The 19,017-nt window shown below is 57.2% G+C and carries 18 protein-coding genes; 9 read left to right on the top strand and 9 right to left on the bottom strand.

Features of this window, described 5'->3' with window-relative positions; translation table 11 throughout:
* The first annotated feature begins 8 nt into the window (after positions 1-8).
* A complete protein-coding gene (locus AC0L6A_RS04810; RefSeq protein ID WP_473292549.1) occupies positions 9-1,409 on the top strand; it encodes an MATE family efflux transporter in 1,401 nt (466 codons plus the stop codon).
* Here the strand turns inward: AC0L6A_RS04810 and AC0L6A_RS04805 are convergent.
* Positions 1,338-1,958: a gamma-glutamylcyclotransferase family protein gene (locus AC0L6A_RS04805; RefSeq protein ID WP_473292547.1), complete on the bottom strand. Its 621-nt coding sequence runs from the start codon at positions 1,956-1,958 to the stop codon at positions 1,338-1,340. The two genes, AC0L6A_RS04810 and AC0L6A_RS04805, sit on opposite strands and share 72 nt — an antisense overlap.
* Before the next feature lie 98 nt (positions 1,959-2,056).
* Between AC0L6A_RS04805 and gcvH the strand changes: the two genes are divergently transcribed.
* The gene (gcvH, locus tag AC0L6A_RS04800; protein WP_473292545.1) at positions 2,057-2,416 is read left to right on the top strand and encodes a glycine cleavage system protein GcvH; all 360 of its coding nucleotides are present in this window, start codon (positions 2,057-2,059) and stop codon (positions 2,414-2,416) included.
* Between the two features lie 66 nt (positions 2,417-2,482).
* Here gcvH and AC0L6A_RS04795 read toward each other — a convergent pair whose 3' ends face one another.
* Genes AC0L6A_RS04795 through ctlX form a run of 3 tightly spaced genes read right to left on the bottom strand, consistent with a single transcriptional unit; the run spans position 2,483 to position 5,424 of the window.
* Complete coding sequence (locus AC0L6A_RS04795) at positions 2,483-3,532, bottom strand: ornithine cyclodeaminase (protein WP_473292544.1); 1,050 nt, start codon at positions 3,530-3,532, stop codon at positions 2,483-2,485.
* A 9-nt stretch (positions 3,533-3,541) separates the two neighbouring features.
* Positions 3,542-4,471, bottom strand: a complete 930-nt coding sequence (rocF, locus tag AC0L6A_RS04790; RefSeq protein ID WP_473292542.1) for an arginase — start codon at positions 4,469-4,471, stop codon at positions 3,542-3,544.
* Positions 4,468-5,424, bottom strand: coding sequence for a citrulline utilization hydrolase CtlX (gene ctlX, locus AC0L6A_RS04785; RefSeq protein ID WP_473292540.1), 957 nt, complete (start codon positions 5,422-5,424; stop codon positions 4,468-4,470). Before ctlX ends, rocF begins: the two co-directional genes overlap by 4 nt.
* Before the next feature lie 126 nt (positions 5,425-5,550).
* On the opposite strand from ctlX, the gene AC0L6A_RS04780 reads away from it, so the two are divergent.
* The 5 genes from AC0L6A_RS04780 to AC0L6A_RS04760 all read left to right on the top strand — a co-directional run bounded on the left by AC0L6A_RS04780 (position 5,551) and on the right by AC0L6A_RS04760 (position 10,447).
* The gene (locus AC0L6A_RS04780; RefSeq protein ID WP_473292539.1) at positions 5,551-5,976 is read left to right on the top strand and encodes an Lrp/AsnC family transcriptional regulator; all 426 of its coding nucleotides are present in this window, start codon (positions 5,551-5,553) and stop codon (positions 5,974-5,976) included.
* Positions 5,977-6,036: 60 nt separating this feature from the next.
* Positions 6,037-6,477 carry a thioredoxin TrxC gene (gene trxC / locus AC0L6A_RS04775; protein WP_473292537.1) on the top strand — a complete coding sequence of 147 codons (441 nt, stop codon included), beginning with the start codon at positions 6,037-6,039 and terminating at the stop codon, positions 6,475-6,477.
* A 385-nt stretch (positions 6,478-6,862) separates the two neighbouring features.
* Positions 6,863-8,347, top strand: a complete 1,485-nt coding sequence (locus AC0L6A_RS04770) for a di-heme oxidoreductase family protein (RefSeq protein WP_473292536.1) — start codon at positions 6,863-6,865, stop codon at positions 8,345-8,347.
* An 8-nt stretch (positions 8,348-8,355) separates the two neighbouring features.
* The gene (locus AC0L6A_RS04765) at positions 8,356-9,369 is read left to right on the top strand and encodes an imelysin family protein (protein ID WP_473292534.1); all 1,014 of its coding nucleotides are present in this window, start codon (positions 8,356-8,358) and stop codon (positions 9,367-9,369) included.
* 4 nt (positions 9,370-9,373) lie between these two features.
* Positions 9,374-10,447 (top strand): DUF1513 domain-containing protein, encoded by a 1,074-nt coding sequence (locus tag AC0L6A_RS04760; protein ID WP_473292533.1) that lies wholly within the window; start codon positions 9,374-9,376, stop codon positions 10,445-10,447.
* A 60-nt stretch (positions 10,448-10,507) separates the two neighbouring features.
* Here AC0L6A_RS04760 and AC0L6A_RS04755 read toward each other — a convergent pair whose 3' ends face one another.
* From AC0L6A_RS04755 to AC0L6A_RS04740, 4 genes are all read right to left on the bottom strand, one after another.
* Complete coding sequence (locus AC0L6A_RS04755) at positions 10,508-13,012, bottom strand: GcvT family protein (RefSeq protein WP_246928179.1); 2,505 nt, start codon at positions 13,010-13,012, stop codon at positions 10,508-10,510.
* Positions 13,013-13,121: 109 nt separating this feature from the next.
* A complete protein-coding gene (locus AC0L6A_RS04750; RefSeq protein WP_473292531.1) occupies positions 13,122-13,778 on the bottom strand; it encodes a hypothetical protein in 657 nt (218 codons plus the stop codon).
* 1 nt (position 13,779) lies between these two features.
* The gene (locus AC0L6A_RS04745; protein WP_473292530.1) at positions 13,780-14,313 is read right to left on the bottom strand and encodes a hypothetical protein; all 534 of its coding nucleotides are present in this window, start codon (positions 14,311-14,313) and stop codon (positions 13,780-13,782) included.
* Between the two features lie 6 nt (positions 14,314-14,319).
* On the bottom strand, positions 14,320-15,306 hold the full coding sequence (locus tag AC0L6A_RS04740) for a 2-hydroxyacid dehydrogenase (protein ID WP_473292529.1): 987 nt from the start codon (positions 15,304-15,306) through the stop codon (positions 14,320-14,322).
* Between the two features lie 134 nt (positions 15,307-15,440).
* Here AC0L6A_RS04740 and AC0L6A_RS04735 point away from each other — a divergent pair, with 134 nt between their 5' ends.
* Positions 15,441-15,986: an SH3 domain-containing protein gene (locus AC0L6A_RS04735; RefSeq protein WP_473292528.1), complete on the top strand. Its 546-nt coding sequence runs from the start codon at positions 15,441-15,443 to the stop codon at positions 15,984-15,986.
* Positions 15,987-16,036: 50 nt separating this feature from the next.
* Positions 16,037-16,948 carry a cation diffusion facilitator family transporter gene (locus AC0L6A_RS04730; protein ID WP_473292526.1) on the top strand — a complete coding sequence of 304 codons (912 nt, stop codon included), beginning with the start codon at positions 16,037-16,039 and terminating at the stop codon, positions 16,946-16,948.
* Here the strand turns inward: AC0L6A_RS04730 and AC0L6A_RS04725 are convergent.
* The gene (locus AC0L6A_RS04725) at positions 16,945-18,963 is read right to left on the bottom strand and encodes a M3 family metallopeptidase (RefSeq protein WP_473292525.1); all 2,019 of its coding nucleotides are present in this window, start codon (positions 18,961-18,963) and stop codon (positions 16,945-16,947) included. The genes AC0L6A_RS04730 and AC0L6A_RS04725 overlap by 4 nt on opposite strands.
* Between the last annotated feature and the right edge of the window lie 54 nt (positions 18,964-19,017).

Here is a 19,017-nt window from a genome sequence, read left to right as displayed (position 1 = left end):
TGACAATCATGGCCGAGGCGCAAGCAAAATTCCTTGAGGGCAACCTCTTCCGGCATATCTCGGTTATGTCCCTGACGGCCTCGGTCGGGTTGATGGCGATCTTTCTTGTTGACCTCGTCGACATGATCTTCATCTCGATGCTGGGCCGGGACGAATTGGCTGCGGCTGTTGGCTATGCGGGTGGCATCCTCTTTTTTACATCGTCCTTCGGGATCGGCATGTCGATTGCAGCCGGAGCGCTTGTGGCGCGTGCACTGGGCGAGGGTGACGCCGCAACGGCCAAACGTCGGGCGGCGACAGCATTGCTTTACGGCGTGGTTATCGGCGCGGTATTCACAGCGGTGGTTTGGTACTATGCCCCGTCGTTGATTGCCCTTCTGGGTGCGTCCGACAACACGCTTGCACTTGCCACATCCTACCTGCGGATCATCCTACCCAGCCTGCCAATTCTGATCATCGGCATGGTCGGAGGCGCTATCTTGCGTGCCCACGGAGACGCACGTCGCGCGATGATGGCGACCATTGGCGCGGGCGTGATCAACGCGATCCTTGATCCTATTCTTATCTTCGGCTTTGACCTTGATTTAACCGGCGCGGCTTTGGCGTCAGTGGCGGCGCGTATCACCATGGCTGTCATGTCGATCTACCCGGTCATTCGTCACTATGGTGGGCTGGATCGCCCAACCCGGGCCGAATTCAGTGTGGATTTCCCCGCCATCATGACGATCGCCCTGCCTGCGATTTTGACCCAGTTTGCGACCCCCGTCGGGCAGGCTTTCGTCACAAGATCTATGGCCGAATTTGGTGAAGACGCGGTTGCGGGGATGGCCGTTATCGGTCGCCTGATTCCTGTGGCATTTGGCTCTATTTTTGCCCTTTCAGGTGCGATTGGCCCCATCGTAGGACAAAACTTTGGCGCGGGCCGGGTCGACCGTGTCAGGCAAGCCATCCGTGACGGGCTGATCTTTGTGCTGGTGGTTGTCGTGTTGGTCACAGCCGTTTTGTTCCTGACGCGCGACCTTATTGCGGACCTGTTCAACGCCCAAGGCCTTAGCCGCGAGTTGATCTTCCTTTTCTGCGGGCCGCTGGCGCTGGCATGGTATTTCAACGGGGTCATTTTCGTAACCAACGCAAGCTTCAATAACTTGGGTCACCCGTTTTATTCCACATGGGTCAACTGGGGCCGGCAGACGCTTGGCACGATCCCGTTGGTCATATTAGGGGCGACCTACTGGGGTGCTCAGGGGGTCCTTATCGGACAGGCTGCTGGAGGACTGATTTTCGCCGGTGTTGCCTTGATCTTGTCCGCGCGTGTGATGCGCAAGGCCGAGGATGGGTTATGCCCCGGTGCCGCGCATCCGTTCCAGCGTCAGACCCGTCTCATCTCGCTCTTTCACAACCGCCGATAAGCGCGAGAGGCCTTCGTCGACCAGTGCGATTTCCTCGGCCGTCAGCATTTGCGCGCGCGGATATATGGGGTCAGCACGGTCGTTCAGGATCGGCGCATTCCAGCCTTCTGTCGTCTCGAAGAAGTGGGTGACGCCGTCCAAACCGAACTCGTGGAAATACCCTTGAACCACAACATCAAGATAGCTCAGCAGCACCGGATTGTCGTCTGTGGGCGGCAGGTGATCTCCGGGTGCAATTGCGTAAATCGCCACGTCCAGATCGCCCCCTGCATGACTGACCTCGGACCCCAACGCGACCCGCGCATAGGCACGTTCGCGCGCATCCAAAGCCGCCCAATCTGCACCCGGAACTGAAGCAATCAGACCTTCAATGTAATCCGCACTGTCCGGCACCGCTGTCAGATAACACAGCGCCCGATGAGGCGATCGTCGCCACGCCCGGTGCCACCCGGTCACACGGGCTGCGCGCGGGTTGTCATAACTGTGCGTTTGACGGTTCACCAAAGAACCATAACCAAAGAAATGCGGATCGCATGTTGTGTTGCTCATGTCCCCCAACCTGCACCTGCATGCCTTTGGACACAAGCTCTTGCCGCCACGCGCGGGCAGCGCTACGGTTGGCTTAAATCCCTGAGGAGTGACCCAAAATGAAATACACCGAAGAACACGAATGGCTGCGCGAAGAAGATGGCGTCTACGTGGTTGGCATTACCGCCCATGCGGCAGAACAGCTGGGCGATGTGGTCTTCTTGGAACTGCCCGAAGTGGGCGACACCGTTTCCAAGGATGATGAGGTTGTGGTGATCGAAAGCGTGAAAGCCGCATCCGACATTCTTAGCCCGCTGGACGGCGAAATCGCCGAGGTGAACGAAACCATGGTGAACGAGCCGGGCAAGGTCAACGACGACCCTGAAGGCGACGCGTGGCTGTTCAAGATCACAGCGTCTGACACCAGCCCGCTGGACGATTACATGGACGAAGCGGACTACAAGAAATTCATCGCCTGATCACGTCAATTCAAGCAAAAGGGGCGCATACCATCCGGTGTGCGCCCCTTTTTGTTTCGGAATTGCTTACGCTTTCGACCGCTCCAGCATCCCGAAAAGATCACGCGGATCATCCGGGTCTGCCAACATGTCCAACCGGCTGAAATAGGCCGTGCCTTCAATCGCATTTGAGATGTAGCGCAGCGCCGAGAAATCCTCGATCGCGAAGCCCACACTATCAAACAGCGTGATCTGCTTGGCATCTGTCCGCCCTTGCGTTTGCCCGGTGATCACCTGCCACAATTCAGTGATTGGGTGGTCTTTCTCAAGCTGCTGGATCTCGCCTTCGACCCAGGTTTGCTCTGGGTACTCAACAAAGATTTTTGAGCGGAGCAAAATGTCACGGTGCAGTTCCGTCTTGCCGGGGCAGTCGCCGCCGATTGCGTTGATGTGCACACCTTCACCGACCATGTTGTCCGTCAGGATCGTGGCACACTGCTTATCGGCGGTGCAGGTGGTGATGATCTCAGCGCCTTCCATGCTTTCTTCGCCCGATTGGCAAGACACGACGTTCAGCCCGTGCCCTGCAAGGTTGCGTGCGGCCTTTTCAGTCGCCGCCGGATCGATGTCATAAAGCCGTACGGTGTCGATGCCACAGATTGCCTTGAAGGCCAGACACTGGAATTCAGATTGCGCACCATTGCCAATCATCGCCATGGTCGTTGCCCCTTTGGGAGCTAAATGCTTGGCCGCCATGGCGCTGGTGGCCGCTGTGCGCAGGGCGGTCAGCACGGTCATTTCGGACAGAAGCTTTGGATAGCCCGAATTCACATCCGCCAGCAGCCCAAAGGCGGTCACGGTTTGCAAACCCTCTTTGGTGTTTTTCGGGTGGCCGTTCACGTATTTGAAGCCATACATCTCACCGTCCGAGGTCGGCATCAGCTCGATCACGCCCACATCCGAATGGCTGGCAACGCGGGGCGTCTTGTCGAAAAGTTCCCAGCGTTTGAAATCATTCTCGATCTCGACTGCCAGCTCGCGAAGCACGGTTTCAATACCGATATGGTGGACCAGACCCATCATGTGTTCGACCGACACGAAGGGGACGTAAGCAAGTTCAGAGGGAAGTGGGGGCATCTTGGGGCCTCAATAGCTGGTGGTGAAACGGTCAAGCACGCGGCGGCCAAAAAGGCTCGCCGTCAGGTCGACCATCAGCCGCGCAGTGCGGCCACGTTCGTCAAGGAAAGGGTTCAGCTCGACCAAATCGAGCGACGTCACAAGACCGCTGTCATGCAACATCTCCATAATCAGATGTGCCTCGCGGAAAGTTGCACCACCGGGGACCGTGGTGCCAACAGCCGGGGCGATGTCGGGTTCGATGAAATCTACATCAAGGCTGACATGCAACAGACCATTTTCCTGCGCCACCTGATCCAAGAAGGGACGCAGAAGCGTCACGATTCCATGTTCATCAAGTGCACGCATATCATGGGCCTGAACGCCTGAGGATTGCAAAAGATCACGCTCTTGACGGTCAACGGAACGCAAGCCAATCATGCACAGCTGTTTCGGATCCAGCTTAGCGGGTAGCGGTTTGCCCAGAAGATCCGGAAAGCCTTCCAGACCACAGGCGAACGCCATGGGCATGCCGTGAATATTTCCGCTGGGCGAACTGGCAGGCGTGTTAAAATCAGAATGCGCATCCAGCCAAAGCACGAATTGCGGGCGGCCGATCTCAGCTGCAGCAGCGACATGACCCGTGACAGTCCCCAGAGCCAAAGCGTGATCGCCGCCCATGTAGATCGGCAGCACGTCCTGCTTGGCCAACTCAAAAGCGTGCCGGTGCAGGCTGCGAGTCCAGCCCGCGACCTCTGGCAAGAACTTCAGATGGCTGTGATTGGTGTGGATCGCGTCCACATTGTCGCGCGCCGCGTCGCCCAAATCCGTGACGGGATGGCCCAACGCGGCCAATTCGTCGGCCAGTCCAGCGGTTCGATAGGCGGCCGGCCCCATGATGCAGCCCCGGCGGCCTGCGCCTTCTTCCATGGGCACGCCAAGCAGATGGATATTGGTCATGCAGCTTCTCCTTCAGTTTTTGGATGAGGTCGCGGACTTAGGTGAATGCCCGCAATGGTGCAGCGCACTGATCCGCCCGCCATTTCGATCGTGGGAATGTCCAAAGGCAGGATCTTTAGATGTGCTTCAATTCGCCTATGTTGTTCAGGTTGCAACGCGTCAAACGCCCGTCGCGACATCGCCAGAATGCGACCATCACCTCCCTGTAACTCGATGGCATTCCCTGCGAATTCCGCAATCTGTTCGTGGCTTAGCGCGATCACATCGCGCCCGCCATGTGCCAGCCGCTTGCGAAGCTCTTCCCGACGGCCAGCATCCAAGATGGTATCCAACCCGATAAGCGCGACATCCGTACCGACACACATCAACACATTGGTATGATAGATCGGAAGCCCCTCTGCATCATGTGCGTCAAACACCATGGGTTCATAGTTGAAATGCGTGCAGAACCGCTCCAACAAAACTTCGCTGGTACGTTTCGACCGCGCCGCATAGGCCACGCGCTCAACATGATCCAGAACCATCGCACCGGTCCCTTCCAGAAACAGCGCATCCTGTTCCAGACCGGAATAATCAATGATGTCCTGCACGCGGTAGCGCGCCTTTAACATCTCCAACACATCCTGACGGCGTTCAACTCTCCGGTTCTGCGAATACATCGGAAAGACGGCAACGTGTCCTCCCGGATGGGTCGAAAACCAGTTGTTCGGGAAAACGGCATCGGGTCGGTCATCGCGCGGATCTTCAAAGAGGTTCACCTCGACCCCAGCGCGTCGAAGGGTCTCAACCGCTGTTGTCACTTCTTCATAAGCCCGTTCAGACACCTCAGCGTCAGAGCCCTTTGGGGCAGACACCTGAAACCCATTGTCACGCGCCGTTTGCGTGTTTGGGCGAAAATGATGCGGTCGGATCATGATCACGGCACTTGGTGCCTGAAGCGAGGTTTGGGGCATTTCTGCTCTCATTGTCCTGAGGAATGCTCAAGCTTAACATGTACATGTTTCCAAATATAATGAGCTTAATAGTCACTATGCCAAATTGTTTTTGCCATAGTGTACATAAGTGTTTATCAGATTGTTATGCATATCTTTGATGACCTCGATCGAAAGCTGATCGCCATCCTACGCGAGGATGGCCGAGCACCAGTTTCAAAACTGGCAACAATTCTTGGCGTTACCCGCGCCACGATACAGGCCCGGTTGGACCGGCTTCAGGACAGTGGGGCTGTTCTGGGTTTCACCATCCGTGCGCGAGAAGATCATGGGCCCGATGGGGTGCACGCCATCATGATGATCGAGGTGACCGGGAGATCGACGCTTTCGGTGATCAAGCGTTTGCGTGGATTGCCCGAACTGCGGTCCTTGCATTCGACAAATGGCAAATGGGACTTGGTTGCACAGCTTACCGCAGAAAGCCTGCCTGACTTTGACCGCGTGTTGCGGGAAGTGCGCGTGGTTGAAGGGATTACCAACAGCGAAACCAGCATCCTGCTTAGCACGGTCTGACCTTGACCTTCCCATAGGCACAACACATATGCGACCTACGATATGTGAATGGAGCCCGTGATGCCCTCTGCCCTGAAAATGACCTGTCTTGAATGCAGCGCGGTTAATCGTGTTCAGGCTGACAAAATCTCGGCCGGCCCGAAATGCGGCACCTGTGGCGCACGCTTGAACGACGGCAAAGTGCGTGCGCTGGACCCTGCCACGTTAGCCAAAGCTCAGCGCAATGATGACGTGCCGCTGTTGGTGGATTTCTGGGCGCCTTGGTGTGGCCCGTGCCGAATGATGGCCCCCGCCTTTGAACAGGCCGCGCGCGCCATTTCCCCACAGGCTCGATTTGCGAAGATCAACACCGAGGATCATCCCAATGTTTCAGGCAAATTTGGAATTCGCGACATTCCCGCGCTGATCTTGTTCCAAAACGGGAAAGAGATTGCACGTCAAGCCGGCGCGGCTCCAGCCCCAGCCATTGAGCAATTCGTGCGAAGCAAAGCCCGCTTTTAGGGTCCTCAGGCATTCGGGATTCTCTGCCCTGGTCTTGGGATAGTTGATGCCCATCACAAGCGCCGATTTCTGCAGAGCAAGGCGGATACGCTACCAAGACCGGCGTCCGAAGAACCCCCTGCAAGCAAAAGCTTAACCAGCGCATCATGCACAACATCTGGAATCCGCCGACCATAACGATCCGCGATGTAAGACACGGGCTGATTATCGCGCCTACACAGATGGACTTCTTCACCAGGAACTGCTGCGGTCAACATCTTGGATATGTTGCTCGCACCCATATATTGGTTTCAAAACTGGAAATTATACCAGAGTATTTTTATCAACTAATCTTTACCTCCCGGTCTGCACCTCCTAAAACGCCTCTGAAACAGGAGCAGACCAGATGCGTATCGCAACCCTATTTACCGCTATGGTTTTCATCACCTCGCCCGTCCATGCGCAAGAGGTTGGGCCATGGGGAGAGCCCCATTTATCACCCCAAATAAGAACCAAAGCCGAGACGAAACGCATTCAAGCAGCCATCTCTGCACCCGAAGATTTTATGGAACCTGCCGCATTTGAAATTCGCAGCGCTGGCGCCGCGACGCAGATGGCCCCGCAACCAGGCACTTTGTTCTCATCCCCGCTTCCAACCCTGCCCGCCGACAAGGAACTTGATTTCACCCTTGGCGAAGCAATTTTTGAGAAGCTTTGGGTTCAAGCGCCATCGTCGACAATCTCGTCGGATGGGCTGGGGCCGCTGTACAACACCCGCGCTTGTTCGGCATGCCACATCAATGACGGGCGTGGGTTTGTCGCCACATCCGACGATCACAAGGGGTTGGTCTTGCGTCTTTCTGTGCCGGGATCCGGGATGCAGCCTGAACCAAGCTATGGGTTCCAGTTGCAAGACCGGTCGATCGCTGGTCACGAAGCTGAAGGGCGGCTGTACATCACTTATGATGAGAAACCGGTCAAACTGGGTGACGGGACAATCGTATCGCTGCGTGCACCGCGCTATTCAGTTCAAGACGGCACGTTTGGGGATTTGGCTGCGGACGCCATGTCCTCTCCTCGGGTTGCACCCCAAATGATTGGACTTGGACTGTTTGAGGCGATCCCTGAGGCTGACATTCTGGCGCGCGCAGATCCACTGGATGCGGACGGGGATGGGATATCTGGCAGACCCAATGTTGTGTGGTCCCACGAGTTTAACCAAAACATGTTGGGACGGTTCGGCCACAAGGCAGGCAACCCAACGCTCCGCCAGCAATCTGCGGATGCGGCCAATGGGGATGTGGGCCTGTCTTCAACTTTGTTTCCCGCGCATTCAGGCGACTGCACCGAACAGCAGACAAACTGCCTTCGCGAACGACATGGCGGCACCGAGGCTCAGGACGGGGTGGAACTTGGCGACAAAGCTTTGGACGTCCTGACAACCTATGTCGCGAACTTGGCCCCACCCGCACGCCGAGATGTATCGAACCCGGAAGTCTTGCGTGGAAAAGCCCTTTTTTATCAGTCAGGCTGCACCGGCTGTCACACGCCCGCGTTTGTCACCCATCGATTGCCTGACGACCCTGCTCGTTCGTTTCAGCTGATCTGGCCCTATAGCGACATGTTGTTGCACGACATGGGGGAAGGGCTGGCGGATCGCCGCCCGGAATGGCAAGCTAGCGGACAAGAATGGCGCACGCCGCCATTGTGGGGAATCGGCCTAACCGGCCAGGTGAGCGGGCACTCGACCTTTCTTCACGACGGGCGCGCGCGATCCCTTCTTGAAGCCATCCTGTGGCATGGCGGCGAAGCGGAGGCGGCACGGGAAACCGTTCGCCTGATGGACGCGCCGGATCGTGCTGCGCTGATCACATTTCTGGAGTTGCTTTGATGCGCCTTATGACAATTGTTGCCGCCTGCATGTTGCCCGCGCAGGTCTTGACCGCTCAGGTCGCCCCCCGTGTTGACCATTCGGAAATTGCCGAACGTGTTTTGACCGTATTCGACACTCAGTTTGGTGCGTTTCGCGACCAAAGCGCCAAACTGGCCGAAATTTCGGAAGCATACTGTGAAGGAGGTGTGCGCGGGCCTGTTCTTGACGCTTTTAGGGACACTTGGCTGGCTTGGGCACCGCTGGACGCCTACCAATTCGGACCCATAGAACAACAGGCCGCCGCGCTGACCGTGAATTTCTTCCCGGACAAAAAGAACTTCACCGGCCGCGCATTGCGCCAACACTTGAAGCGACCCGAGGAAGAGCAAGGAGATCCGGTTGTCGTCGCGGCCTCGAGCGCTGCCCTTCAGGGATTGCCCGCGATCGAGCGTCTGCTTTTTGAGGATCTACCAACCTGCCCGTCGCTTGTCGGTGTCACCGGAAATCTGGCGCGTATTGCGCAGGATTTACATGATGGGTGGTTCGCCTCCGCTGGCTGGGCGGAATTGGTAAGAACGGCCGGACCAGACAATCCCGTCTACCTAACCGACGTCGAATTCACCAAACAGGTCTACACAGCCCTTGGCTTTTCGATCCAACGGCTAAGGGAACACCGCCTTGGACGACCATTGGGAACCTATGAACGCGCCTTTCCCAAACGGGCTGAGGCTTGGCGTGCAGGGTTTACCAACCAGATCATGATCGCCCAGCTGGATGGCATGATCGAGGTTCTAAACCTTGGATTTGCCGGATCGGTCTTCAACCCTTCCCGCGCTTGGATTGTGAAGGTCATCAAAGACACACAGGCCCGCATTGAGGCGATTGGCGCGCCGTTATCCGAAGCCGTTTTAGATCCGATGATGCGCGTGCGTGTCGAAGGCATTCAAACCAAACTGGACTACCTAAAGGCCCAAATGGACGAAGATATCGGCCCAGGTTTGGGTGTCGAAACGGGCTTTAGTGCTGGCGACGGGGATTAATCCAATGAAACGTCGCGATTTTTTTGGCAAGGTGGCGGCTGGGTTTGGCGCAGCCGCACTGCCCTTTCCCGGTTGGGCTGACGCGGGCGCCCCAGATTTCGTAACCGCAGGAAACAAGCCGGACAACTCGACTTGGTTGGTTGGCCTCGGTGAAACTGGACAGGTTCGGTTTCATATCCCGATCCCCGGTCGCGGTCACGCCGCCGCGCTACATCCCCAGCGGCCCGAAGCTGTTGCCTTTGCACGCAGGCCGGGACAGTTTGCGGTGGTTATTGACTGTGCTTTGGGGCGCGAAGTTGCACGACTGGACAGCCCAGAAGGGCGGCATTTCTATGGGCACGGAGCCTATTCGGCCGATGGCACGCTGCTTTTCACCACAGAAAATGACTATGACACGCCAGCTGGTGTTCTGGGCATCTGGGACGTCGCGAATGGGTATACACGCTTGGGCGAGATCTCTTCGGGCGGTATCGGCCCACATGAAATCCTAACACTGCCGGATGGGGGATTGGTTGTCGCGAATGGCGGCATCCAAACACACCCGGACATGGCGCGCGCCAAGCTGAACCTACCTGAAATGAAAACCAATCTGACCTATCTGGGAACAAACGGCGTCATCACAGAACAGGTCGCATTGACCGGCGAAATGCATCAGAACTCGATCCGTCACATCGCGATCGACAGGGATGGGAATGTTGTCGCTGCCTTGCAATGGCAAGGTTCACCCGCAAAGCGGGTCGCGTTGGTTTTACGACATACAAGAGGCGCGGAGCCGCAGCTGTTGTCCCATCCAGACCAACAGCACCTGAAGCATTATGCAGGGTCCATCGCAACCTGCGCTGATAGCGGAGAAATCGCCGTGACAGGTCCCAAGGGCGGCCATGTCCTGTATTTCAATTCAGACGGCACCCCCAACGGATCAGCACCCCATGCCACCGCTGCTGGCGTCTCGCGATCAATATCCGGTGGGCTGATGATCACTTGCGAAGGCGGCTTGGTTCACCGACATCGCGGGACAGAACGTTTCATTCCCGTCGCGGGTGGCTGGGCGTGGGACAATCATTTGGTTTCAGTTTAACGCCCGCAAAAAGGAAAAGGCCCCGCAAAAGCGAGGCCTTTCCAAGTCATTCCAATCCGATCAGCCGTTCAGGCGGATCGTTTCGTTTTTCGGGTCATAGGGGCTGTCGACCGTGACCTCGGCGTCATAAAGCGCGCCCATGATCTTGACCTTCAGCTTCTGGCCCGGCACCGCCAGTTCCGGCGGCAGATAGCACATGCCGATCGATTTCTCGAACGCGACCGAATAGCCGCCCGAGGTCAAACGACCCACCTTCTTGCCATCAAGGAACAGTGCTTCGCGGCCCCACGGGTCCGCATCATCCGGCCCATCGATCAGAACAGTGCAGCACTTCACGCGCACGCCGGTTTTCACCATGGCGTCTTTGCCGTGGAAGTCTTTCTCAAGATCGATGAAGCGTGGCAGGTCAGCTTCGGCGGGGGTTGCATCACGGCCCAACTCGGTGCCGAAGGCGCGATAGGACTTCTCTTGACGCAGCCAGTTTTGGGCGCGGGCGCCAACCAGTTTCATGCCGTGCTTTTCGCCTGCGTTCACCAACAGATCCCACAGATAGTTCTGCATCTCGATCGGGTGGTGAAGTTCCCAACCCAATTCGCCAGTATAGGCCACACGAATTGCGTTCACCGGACACATGCCCAGTTCAATCTGGCGGGCCGACAGCCACGGGAACCGCTTGTTTGACAGAGCGGTTTCGGGATCTGCATCGTTGATGACCTCTTTCAAAACATCACGCGATTTGGGACCTGCGATGGCGAGAACACCCCACTGGGTGGTCACGTCCTGGATCTCGATATAGCCGAACTCCTCCATCTTGTCCTCAGCCGCCTTACGCAGGAAGTCGGCGTCATATTCCGTCCAAGCCCCGGCGGAAACGAGGTAGTAGTTATCCTCGCCGTTGCGCACGATGGTGTATTCGGTACGTGTGGTTCCGTGAGACGTCAGCGCGTAGGTCAGGTTGATACGACCGATTTTCGGCAGTTTGTTACAGGTGAACCAGTCAAGGAACTGGGTTGCACCGGGGCCTTTGACCACGTGCTTGGTAAAGGCTGTGGCGTCGATCAGGCCAACGCCTTCGCGCACGGCTTTGGCCTCGTCCACGGCATATTGCCACCAGCCACCACGGCGGAACGAGCGGGCTTCTTCGTCGAAATTCGCGGGCGCATCAAGCGGGCCGTAATAGTTCGGACGTTCCCAACCATTGACCCAGCCAAACTGCGCGCCTTTGGCGGCCTGACGGTCGAAAGCAGGCGACGTGCGCAGCGGCCGGGCTGCCGGACGCTCTTCATCCGGGTGGTGTAGGATATAGACGTGCTCGTAGCATTCTTCGTTCTTGCGCGCTGCGAATTCGGTGGTCATCCAGTTCGACGAATACCGTTTGGGGTCAAGCGACGCCATGTCGATCTCGGCTTCGCCATCGACCATCATTTGGGCAAGGTAATAGCCGGTGCCGCCAGCTGCGGTGATCCCGAAGCTGAAGCCTTCTGCCAGCCACATGTTGCGTAAACCGGGGGCCGGACCCACCAGCGGGTTGCCGTCTGGCGTATAGCAGATCGGGCCATTGAAATCGTCTTTCAGGCCACTTTCTGCGCAAGACGGCACGCGTTCAGCCATCGCCATGTACTGGTCTGCAATCCGGTCCAGATCCAGCGGGAACAGGTCGGCGCGGAAGCTGTCCGGTACGCCGTGCTCAAAGCGGGCGGGTGCGCCACGCTCATAGATGCCCAAGATCCAGCCGCCGCGCTCTTCACGGGCATAAGATTCGTTGTCGGCATCGCGCACAACCGGGTGCTCCGGGTTGCCAGCTTCGCGCCATTTCACCAGCTCGGGATCTTTATCCATGACGATGAACGTGTGCTCGACCGGGATGGCAGGCATCTTGATTCCCAGCATCTTGGCAGTGCGCTGCGCGTGGTTGCCGGATGCAGTGACGACGTGCTCGGCGGTGATCACCACCTTCTCATCGGACTCAATAAGGTTGCCACCCTTTTCCACCATCTTGGTACAGGTGACTTCCCAGTGGGTGCCGTTCCAGTGGAAGTCGTCCGCCTGCATCTTGCGCACGATCTCAACGCCGCGCTGACGGGCGCCTTTGGCCATCGCCTGCGTCACGTCTGCAGGGTTTATATAGCCGTCTTCGGTGTGATACAGCGCGCCCTTCAGGTCCGAGGTTTCAATCAACGGCCAACGTTCTTTGATCTGATCCGGGGTCAGGAACTCATAGTTGATGCCAACGGTATCCGCGGTCGACGCATAGAGCTGGTATTCATCCATACGCTCGTCGGTCTGCGCCATACGCAAGTTGCCAACCACAGCGAAGCCCGCGTTCAAGCCAGTTTCAGCCTCAAGCTCTTTGTAGTACTTGACCGAATAGTCATGGATGTGGGTCGTCGCATAGGACATGTTGAACAGCGGCAGAAGACCGGCAGCGTGCCAGGTCGAGCCCGAGGTCAGCTCGTCTCGCTCGATCAGCATCACATCATCCCAGCCAGCTTTGGCAAGGTGATAGGCGATCGACGTGCCAACGGCACCACCGCCGACGACAAGCGCTTTTACATTGGTTTTCATGGGGCGACTCCCTTAGGAAAAATCTGTTGCATCATAGATGCCGCAAGGTCGGGTTTCGTGCCAAACCAGCCCGACCTAACGCAGAATGAAAACGACATATCGGTCGGAATCAGCGCGCCAATGCTTCTGCAAGAGCCTCTACCGGGATCACTGGCGTGATGAGCGCTTCGATTTCTTTGCGCCGGGGGTGATCGGGAACAAACAATGTCATGCACATGTAATCTTCGACCAATGCCGCTTGTGCTTCGAAATTATAGCTTAAGTAAGCGCCCTGTTCGCGGCCTGGCCAATAGTAAGGATCACCTGGTTGAAAGCTCTCAGCGCCAGATTTGAAAGGCGTGTAACCGGTGCGGTTGCGGTTTTGCCATTGCCACACATGCACCAGCTCATGCGCCATCAAAAGCGCATGCGGCATAGGCAGGCTTTTCGGCCAACCCTCGAACATGTCGTCGCGATAGAAGTCTCGTTTCAGGTAGATCTGATTCCAAAGCACAAACCCCGCTGGAAAACTCCATTTACGGTCAGGCTGCGGAACGCGATCACAAACAGTCTTGGGAATTTCACGCGGCGTCGCTTTTGGTGTGTCTTGGCTGATCGGTTCAGGCTTAGGAAGCGGCAAAGCCCCAACTCCTGCGCGCACGCGAACCTTGCTGGTGTCCAGAGTTTCGCCGAACAGAACGCGCGACATCTCGATTTCGTTCTCGGACAAGGGTCGCGAGCAAGCCGTTAGACAGATAAAGGCGACAAAGGCTACTTGCTTAAACATTTTAACGCCCATCTGGCTGGGTGTTTAGTGTTTTGCGGCGTGCCCTGCGCACCTGCGCACCAACATAAACCAAGCCAACCACCAGCCCAATGATACCCGCAAGATACGATGTATCGTGCAGCATCGCCGCGCGCCCATATCCGATCGGATCTTTGGCTGCGGCGGGTACCGGAATGTGGTCCATCGGCGGGGCCACCAAAAGGCTTACCAACCCCAGTGCAAGCGTGATCGAGACCACAAGAAATGCCGCCCGAAAGAACACTTTCCTCGCCAAAGTCGGCGAAGGAATGCCCAGCGACATGACTGCGATTGGAATGCCAATCACCAGCCCCATCCACCAGCTTGCCTGCCAACCGACCAGCGCCGCACCAATACGGTCGTGGAAATACTCTGGCATACGGAACTGAGTAAACTTCAGTGCGTGAAAGTAGTCTGGCCCGACCGAGTAGCTGATTTGGTTGTGCACCATTCCATAGATGCCAGCCAAAACGCATGCAAAGCAGACCAGCAAAGGAAGTTGCAGCACACGTCGCATGACTGATTAAAGCAGCCCCGGCACAACTTGATCGGGTGGACGATGACCATCCGCAAAGGTTTTGATATTGATCAGGACCTTTTCACCCATCTCAACACGACCTTCTACGGTGGCTGATCCCATATGAGGCAGCGCCACCACGTTCGGCTGATCACGTAAACGGGGATTGATCTCATTCCCATGTTCGTAAACGTCCAGCCCAGCCCCCGCGATTTCACCAGCGCGCAGCATGCGTGTCAGCGCGTTTTCGTCGATCACTTCCCCGCGCGAGGTGTTCACGATCACCGCGTCCGGTTTCATCAGCTTCAAACGCCGCGCGTTCATCAAATGAAACGTGGATGGGGTGTGCGGACAATTGATCGAGATGACATCCATCCGCGCAACCATCTGATCAAGGCTTTCCCAATAGGTTGCCTCAAACTGCTCTTCGATCTGGGGGTGCAGCCGTTTGCGGTTGTGATAGTGCACCTGCATGCCAAAAACACGCGCACGGGCGGCCACGGCCTGACCAATGCGGCCCATCCCCAGAATACCAACGCGCCGTCCCTGAATGCGACGACCCAGCATCGCGGTGGGCGACCATCCCTCCCACTGACCCGAGGACATGACCCGAATACCTTCCGGAAACCGCCGCGTGACTGCAAGAATCAGCGCGATGGCCATATCTGCCGTGTCATCGGCGGACACACCCGGCGTGTTGGACACCAAGATGCCACGCTCTCGGGCAGTTCCGATATCAATGTGATCGACGCCAGCACCATAATTGGCAATCAAGCGCAGCCGTTCACCGGCCCCTGCCAACATATTTGCGTCAATCTGGTCATTGATAGTCGGCACCAAAACATCGCAGCGCTTCATGGCATCTGCGAGCTCTGCCTGACTCATTGGTTGGTCATTGTCTCGAAGCTCGACGTCGAACAGTTCCATCATCCGGGTCTCAACGACCTTGGGCAACCGTCGCGTCACGACAACACTCAGACGTTCAGCACTCATGCGAGCCCTCCCTGCGGCTTTTCTTTTGCGCATCTCCCTGCCAAAGTGACAAGGAACGAGGCAAGGTACAAGCTCTCTCCGGATCGCAAGCGAAATAAAATTGCGCGGGCGGAGACGAGCAGCAGGAGATCGGTGTGAGTATTCGATTTGGCAGTAGTTTCGCAGCATGTGTGCTGGCGGTTTTTCTGGGCACGCAATCTGCCCATGCCCAGTCCGCTGAGCAGCCCGCTGAGCAGCCCGAGGTTCAGCAGGAACGTGGGGCTGTTACCAACCTTCCGATTCCGCGTTTCGTGTCCCTGAAAGGGTCTGAAGGAAACGTCCGTCGCGGTCCATCACTGCGGCACCGGATTGACTGGGTGTTCAAACAGCGTGGGATGCCGTTGCGAGTAATAGGTGAGTTCGAACACTGGCGTCAGGTGCAAGACCGTGATGGCGTCGGGGGCTGGGTTCATTACTCGCTGCTATCAGGTGTGCGCACTGCTATTGTGGACAACGATCTGATGCCACTTTACAGCCGCGCTGATCCTGAAAGCCAAATCAACGCCTATCTTGAGGCGGGTGTGGTAGCCCGGATTGAAAGCTGTGGTCCGGCTTGGTGCCGATTGAAGGCTGACGGCATCCGGGGCTGGACACTGAAAGACGTCATCTGGGGTGTCGGACCAGATGAAGAGGTCAAGTAGCGGGGTTCTTCACCTTGCGTATCAGGCAAGCAATACGCTAGCCCAGTGATATGAGTAACTCACACAGCACCAAACTGAACCTTTCTGCCGGAATGGCATCTGCTCTTGTGGCGGTGACGCTTGTGGCATTGAAGCTGTGGGCGCTGGGCGAAACGCAGGCCCTGTCTGTAGCGGCCTCGCTTGCGGACAGCGCGATGGACCTGATGGTGTCACTTGGGGCGCTAGCTGCAATTTGGTATGCGTCCCGCCCTGCCGATGAGGATCACGCCTTCGGCCATTCCTCGGCCGAGGATTTGGCCGCTTTGGGGCAAAGCCTGTTCATCCTTGTTTCAGCTGGCATTATCGCCTGGGCCGCAATTGCCCGGCTTTTGTCGGGGGAACCCGCCCCGATCATGTCGCACGAAAGCGGCATTGTCGTCATGGTGATATCCATCGTGCTAACATTGGTGCTGGTTTTTTGGCAGCGCCACGTGGCCACACGCACCGGATCAGCAGTCGTGAAGGCCGATAGCCTTCATTATCTTGGTGACCTCATTCCAAACATTGGTGCGATCTTATCGCTTTGGGCCGCAGCTTGGTTCGGGATGGAGCAGATCGACAGCGTGGTCGCAATTGGCGCTGCTATCATGCTGGCCGTCGGCGCGATCCGTATTTTCAAAACAGCGTGGGATGCGCTGATGGACCGCGCAGCTGACCCGGACCTGATTGCAGGTGTCGAAGCGATTGCCAGTGAACATCCCGGTGTACATGGGTTTCATGACCTTAAAACCCGCCGCGCGGGCTCGATCACCTTTATCAACATGCATATTGAATTGGATGGAAGCCAGACTTTGGACGCCGCCCATTCCATTGGCGCCAGCCTGCGTCGCGCCATTCTTCACGCCTACCCAAACACGGATGTGTTGATCCACAAGGATCCGGTGGGGGTCGAAACGCACCCGGACGACCCCCAAAAAAGCTAAGCCAGCCCGCGACCTTTCAACAGCGGCTCGACACCCGGCATGCGCCCACGAAAGGCTTTGTAAAGGTCCTCGGCCTCGACCGAGCCACCTTTGGACAGGATATTCGCTTCCAGCTTCGCGGCCATATCCGAGTCAAACGCATTGCCGGTTTCAGTGAAGGCTTCGAACGCGTCGGCATCCATCACCTCGGACCACATGTAGCTGTAATACCCTGACGAATAGCCATCGCCTGCAAAGACATGAGCGAAATGCGGGGTTGCGTGGCGCATTCTGATCGCGCCGGGCATACCGATCCGTTCAAGTGTTTCGGCTTGCGCCTGCATCGGGTCCTTAGGGGCCGGACCATCATGGAAATCAAGATCCACCAGTGCCGAGGACAGGAACTCCACCGTTTGGAAACCCGTGTCATGGGTCGAGGCCGCAATAAGCTTGTCGAGCAGAGCCTTGGGCATGACTTCGCCCGTGTCGGCGTGGGTCGCAAACTTGCCAAGAACTTCGGGCACTTCCAGCCAATGTTCGTAAAGCTGGCTGGGCAGCTCAACAAAATCACGTGCGACCGAGGTTCCCGAGATTGACGGATAGGTTACGTCAGACAGCATTTGGTGCAATGCGTGGCCGAACTCGTGAAAAAGGGTGCGCGCATCATCCCAAGACAAAAGCCCCGGGCGTCCTTCTTCGGGTTTGGCGAAGTTGCAGACATTCACGACGATCGGGCGGATGTCACCTTCCAGCTTTTGCTGGCTGCGCATCGCAGAACACCAAGCCCCTGATCGCTTCGAGCCGCGCGCAAAGTAATCCCCGACAAAGACCGCAATGTGCTGGCCGCCTCGCGTGACCTCCCACGCACGGACATCCGGGTGATAAAGCGTCACATCAAGCGGTGCGAATTCCAACCCGAACAGACGATTTGCAGTGTCAAAAGACGCCTCAATCATCCGGTCGAGTTGCAGATATGGCTTGATCTCAGCCTCGTCCAGATCATGCTCGGCCTCGCGGCGACGCTCCGCGTAAAAGTGCCAGTCCCACGGCTCCAATTCGTCGTTGTGACCGTCCGCATGCAGCATTTCTGTCATTGTGGCCGCATCTTTCAGGGCGGCAATGCGCGCTGGTTCCCAGACTTGCATCAGAAGATCACGCACCCGGTCGGGGGTGCCCGCCATTTCGGTCTCAAGCTTGAAGGCCGCAAAGCTGTCATAGCCCAAAAGACGTGCGCGTTCTTCGCGCAGTTGCAGCGTTTCCGTCGCGATCGTGCGGTTATCCGTATCACCCCCATTCGCGCCACGCGAAACATAGGCCTCATAAGCACGCTGGCGCAGGTCGCGGCGCGGTGAGTGCTGTAAAAACGGCGTGATTACGGATCGTGCCAAGGTGATCGCCGGGCCCTCAAGACCTTTGTCAGCCCCGGCCCCACGCGCGGCGTCGACGACAAATCCGGGCAGACCTTCCAGATCAGCCTCGGACAATTCCATATGCCATGCGCGTTCATCCGCCAGAAGGTTTTGGGTGAAATCTGTGCCCAGCATTGCAAGACGTTCAGCCACTGCTTTCAACCGATCCCGATCCGCACCCTGAAGTTTCGCCCCAGACCGGACAAACCGACGACGGGTCAGCTTCAAAACGCGGCGTTGTTCGGAGGACAGGCCAAGCTCATCCATATGACGCCAGAGGGTATCGATCCGGTCGAAAAGCGCCGCGTTCATTGTCACCTCGGCTGAGAACGCAGCCAGCAAAGGCGAAAACTTCCGTTGCAATTCCTCACGCACGGGGCTGCTGTCAGCACCTGCCACGTTGTAAAACACGCCCAACACTCGGTCGAGCGGCGCGTCCGAAAGCTCCAACGCCTCAATCGTATTGGCAAAACTAGGCGCGTCCGCGTTGTCCGTAATGGCGGCAATGGCCACACGGGTGTCGTCCAATGCAGCATGGAAGGCCGGTTCAAAATCAGCGTCACTGATCTTGGCAAACGGAGGCAAATTAAAGGGTGTGTCCCAAACGGACAGAAGCGGGTTGGTCATGGGGATCTCCTTTGTCGGAAACCTATGGGGCCAAATGCGGAAATGCCAGACGCG

It is taken from the genome of Aliiroseovarius sp. D2-2 (assembly GCF_055809455.1).
The sequence above is the reverse complement of the archived record's forward strand: the minus strand, read 5'-3'. Positions and strand labels throughout refer to the sequence as shown.

Coding starts and splice junctions, on each gene's coding strand:
- AC0L6A_RS04760 (WP_473292533.1), top strand. CDS start 9,374: ATGAAACGTCGCGATTTTTTTGGCAAGGTGGCGGCTGGGTTTGGCGCA.
- AC0L6A_RS04745 (WP_473292530.1), bottom strand. CDS start 14,313: ATGCGACGTGTGCTGCAACTTCCTTTGCTGGTCTGCTTTGCATGCGTT.
- ctlX (WP_473292540.1), bottom strand. CDS start 5,424: ATGCCCCAAACCTCGCTTCAGGCACCAAGTGCCGTGATCATGATCCGA.
- gcvH (WP_473292545.1), top strand. CDS start 2,057: ATGAAATACACCGAAGAACACGAATGGCTGCGCGAAGAAGATGGCGTC.
- AC0L6A_RS04750 (WP_473292531.1), bottom strand. CDS start 13,778: ATGTTTAAGCAAGTAGCCTTTGTCGCCTTTATCTGTCTAACGGCTTGC.
- AC0L6A_RS04805 (WP_473292547.1), bottom strand. CDS start 1,958: ATGAGCAACACAACATGCGATCCGCATTTCTTTGGTTATGGTTCTTTG.
- AC0L6A_RS04770 (WP_473292536.1), top strand. CDS start 6,863: ATGCGTATCGCAACCCTATTTACCGCTATGGTTTTCATCACCTCGCCC.
- AC0L6A_RS04755 (WP_246928179.1), bottom strand. CDS start 13,012: ATGAAAACCAATGTAAAAGCGCTTGTCGTCGGCGGTGGTGCCGTTGGC.
- AC0L6A_RS04725 (WP_473292525.1), bottom strand. CDS start 18,963: ATGACCAACCCGCTTCTGTCCGTTTGGGACACACCCTTTAATTTGCCT.
- AC0L6A_RS04730 (WP_473292526.1), top strand. CDS start 16,037: ATGAGTAACTCACACAGCACCAAACTGAACCTTTCTGCCGGAATGGCA.
- rocF (WP_473292542.1), bottom strand. CDS start 4,471: ATGACCAATATCCATCTGCTTGGCGTGCCCATGGAAGAAGGCGCAGGC.
- AC0L6A_RS04810 (WP_473292549.1), top strand. CDS start 9: ATGGCCGAGGCGCAAGCAAAATTCCTTGAGGGCAACCTCTTCCGGCAT.
- AC0L6A_RS04795 (WP_473292544.1), bottom strand. CDS start 3,532: ATGCCCCCACTTCCCTCTGAACTTGCTTACGTCCCCTTCGTGTCGGTC.
- trxC (WP_473292537.1), top strand. CDS start 6,037: ATGCCCTCTGCCCTGAAAATGACCTGTCTTGAATGCAGCGCGGTTAAT.
- AC0L6A_RS04780 (WP_473292539.1), top strand. CDS start 5,551: ATGCATATCTTTGATGACCTCGATCGAAAGCTGATCGCCATCCTACGC.
- AC0L6A_RS04765 (WP_473292534.1), top strand. CDS start 8,356: ATGACAATTGTTGCCGCCTGCATGTTGCCCGCGCAGGTCTTGACCGCT.
- AC0L6A_RS04740 (WP_473292529.1), bottom strand. CDS start 15,306: ATGAGTGCTGAACGTCTGAGTGTTGTCGTGACGCGACGGTTGCCCAAG.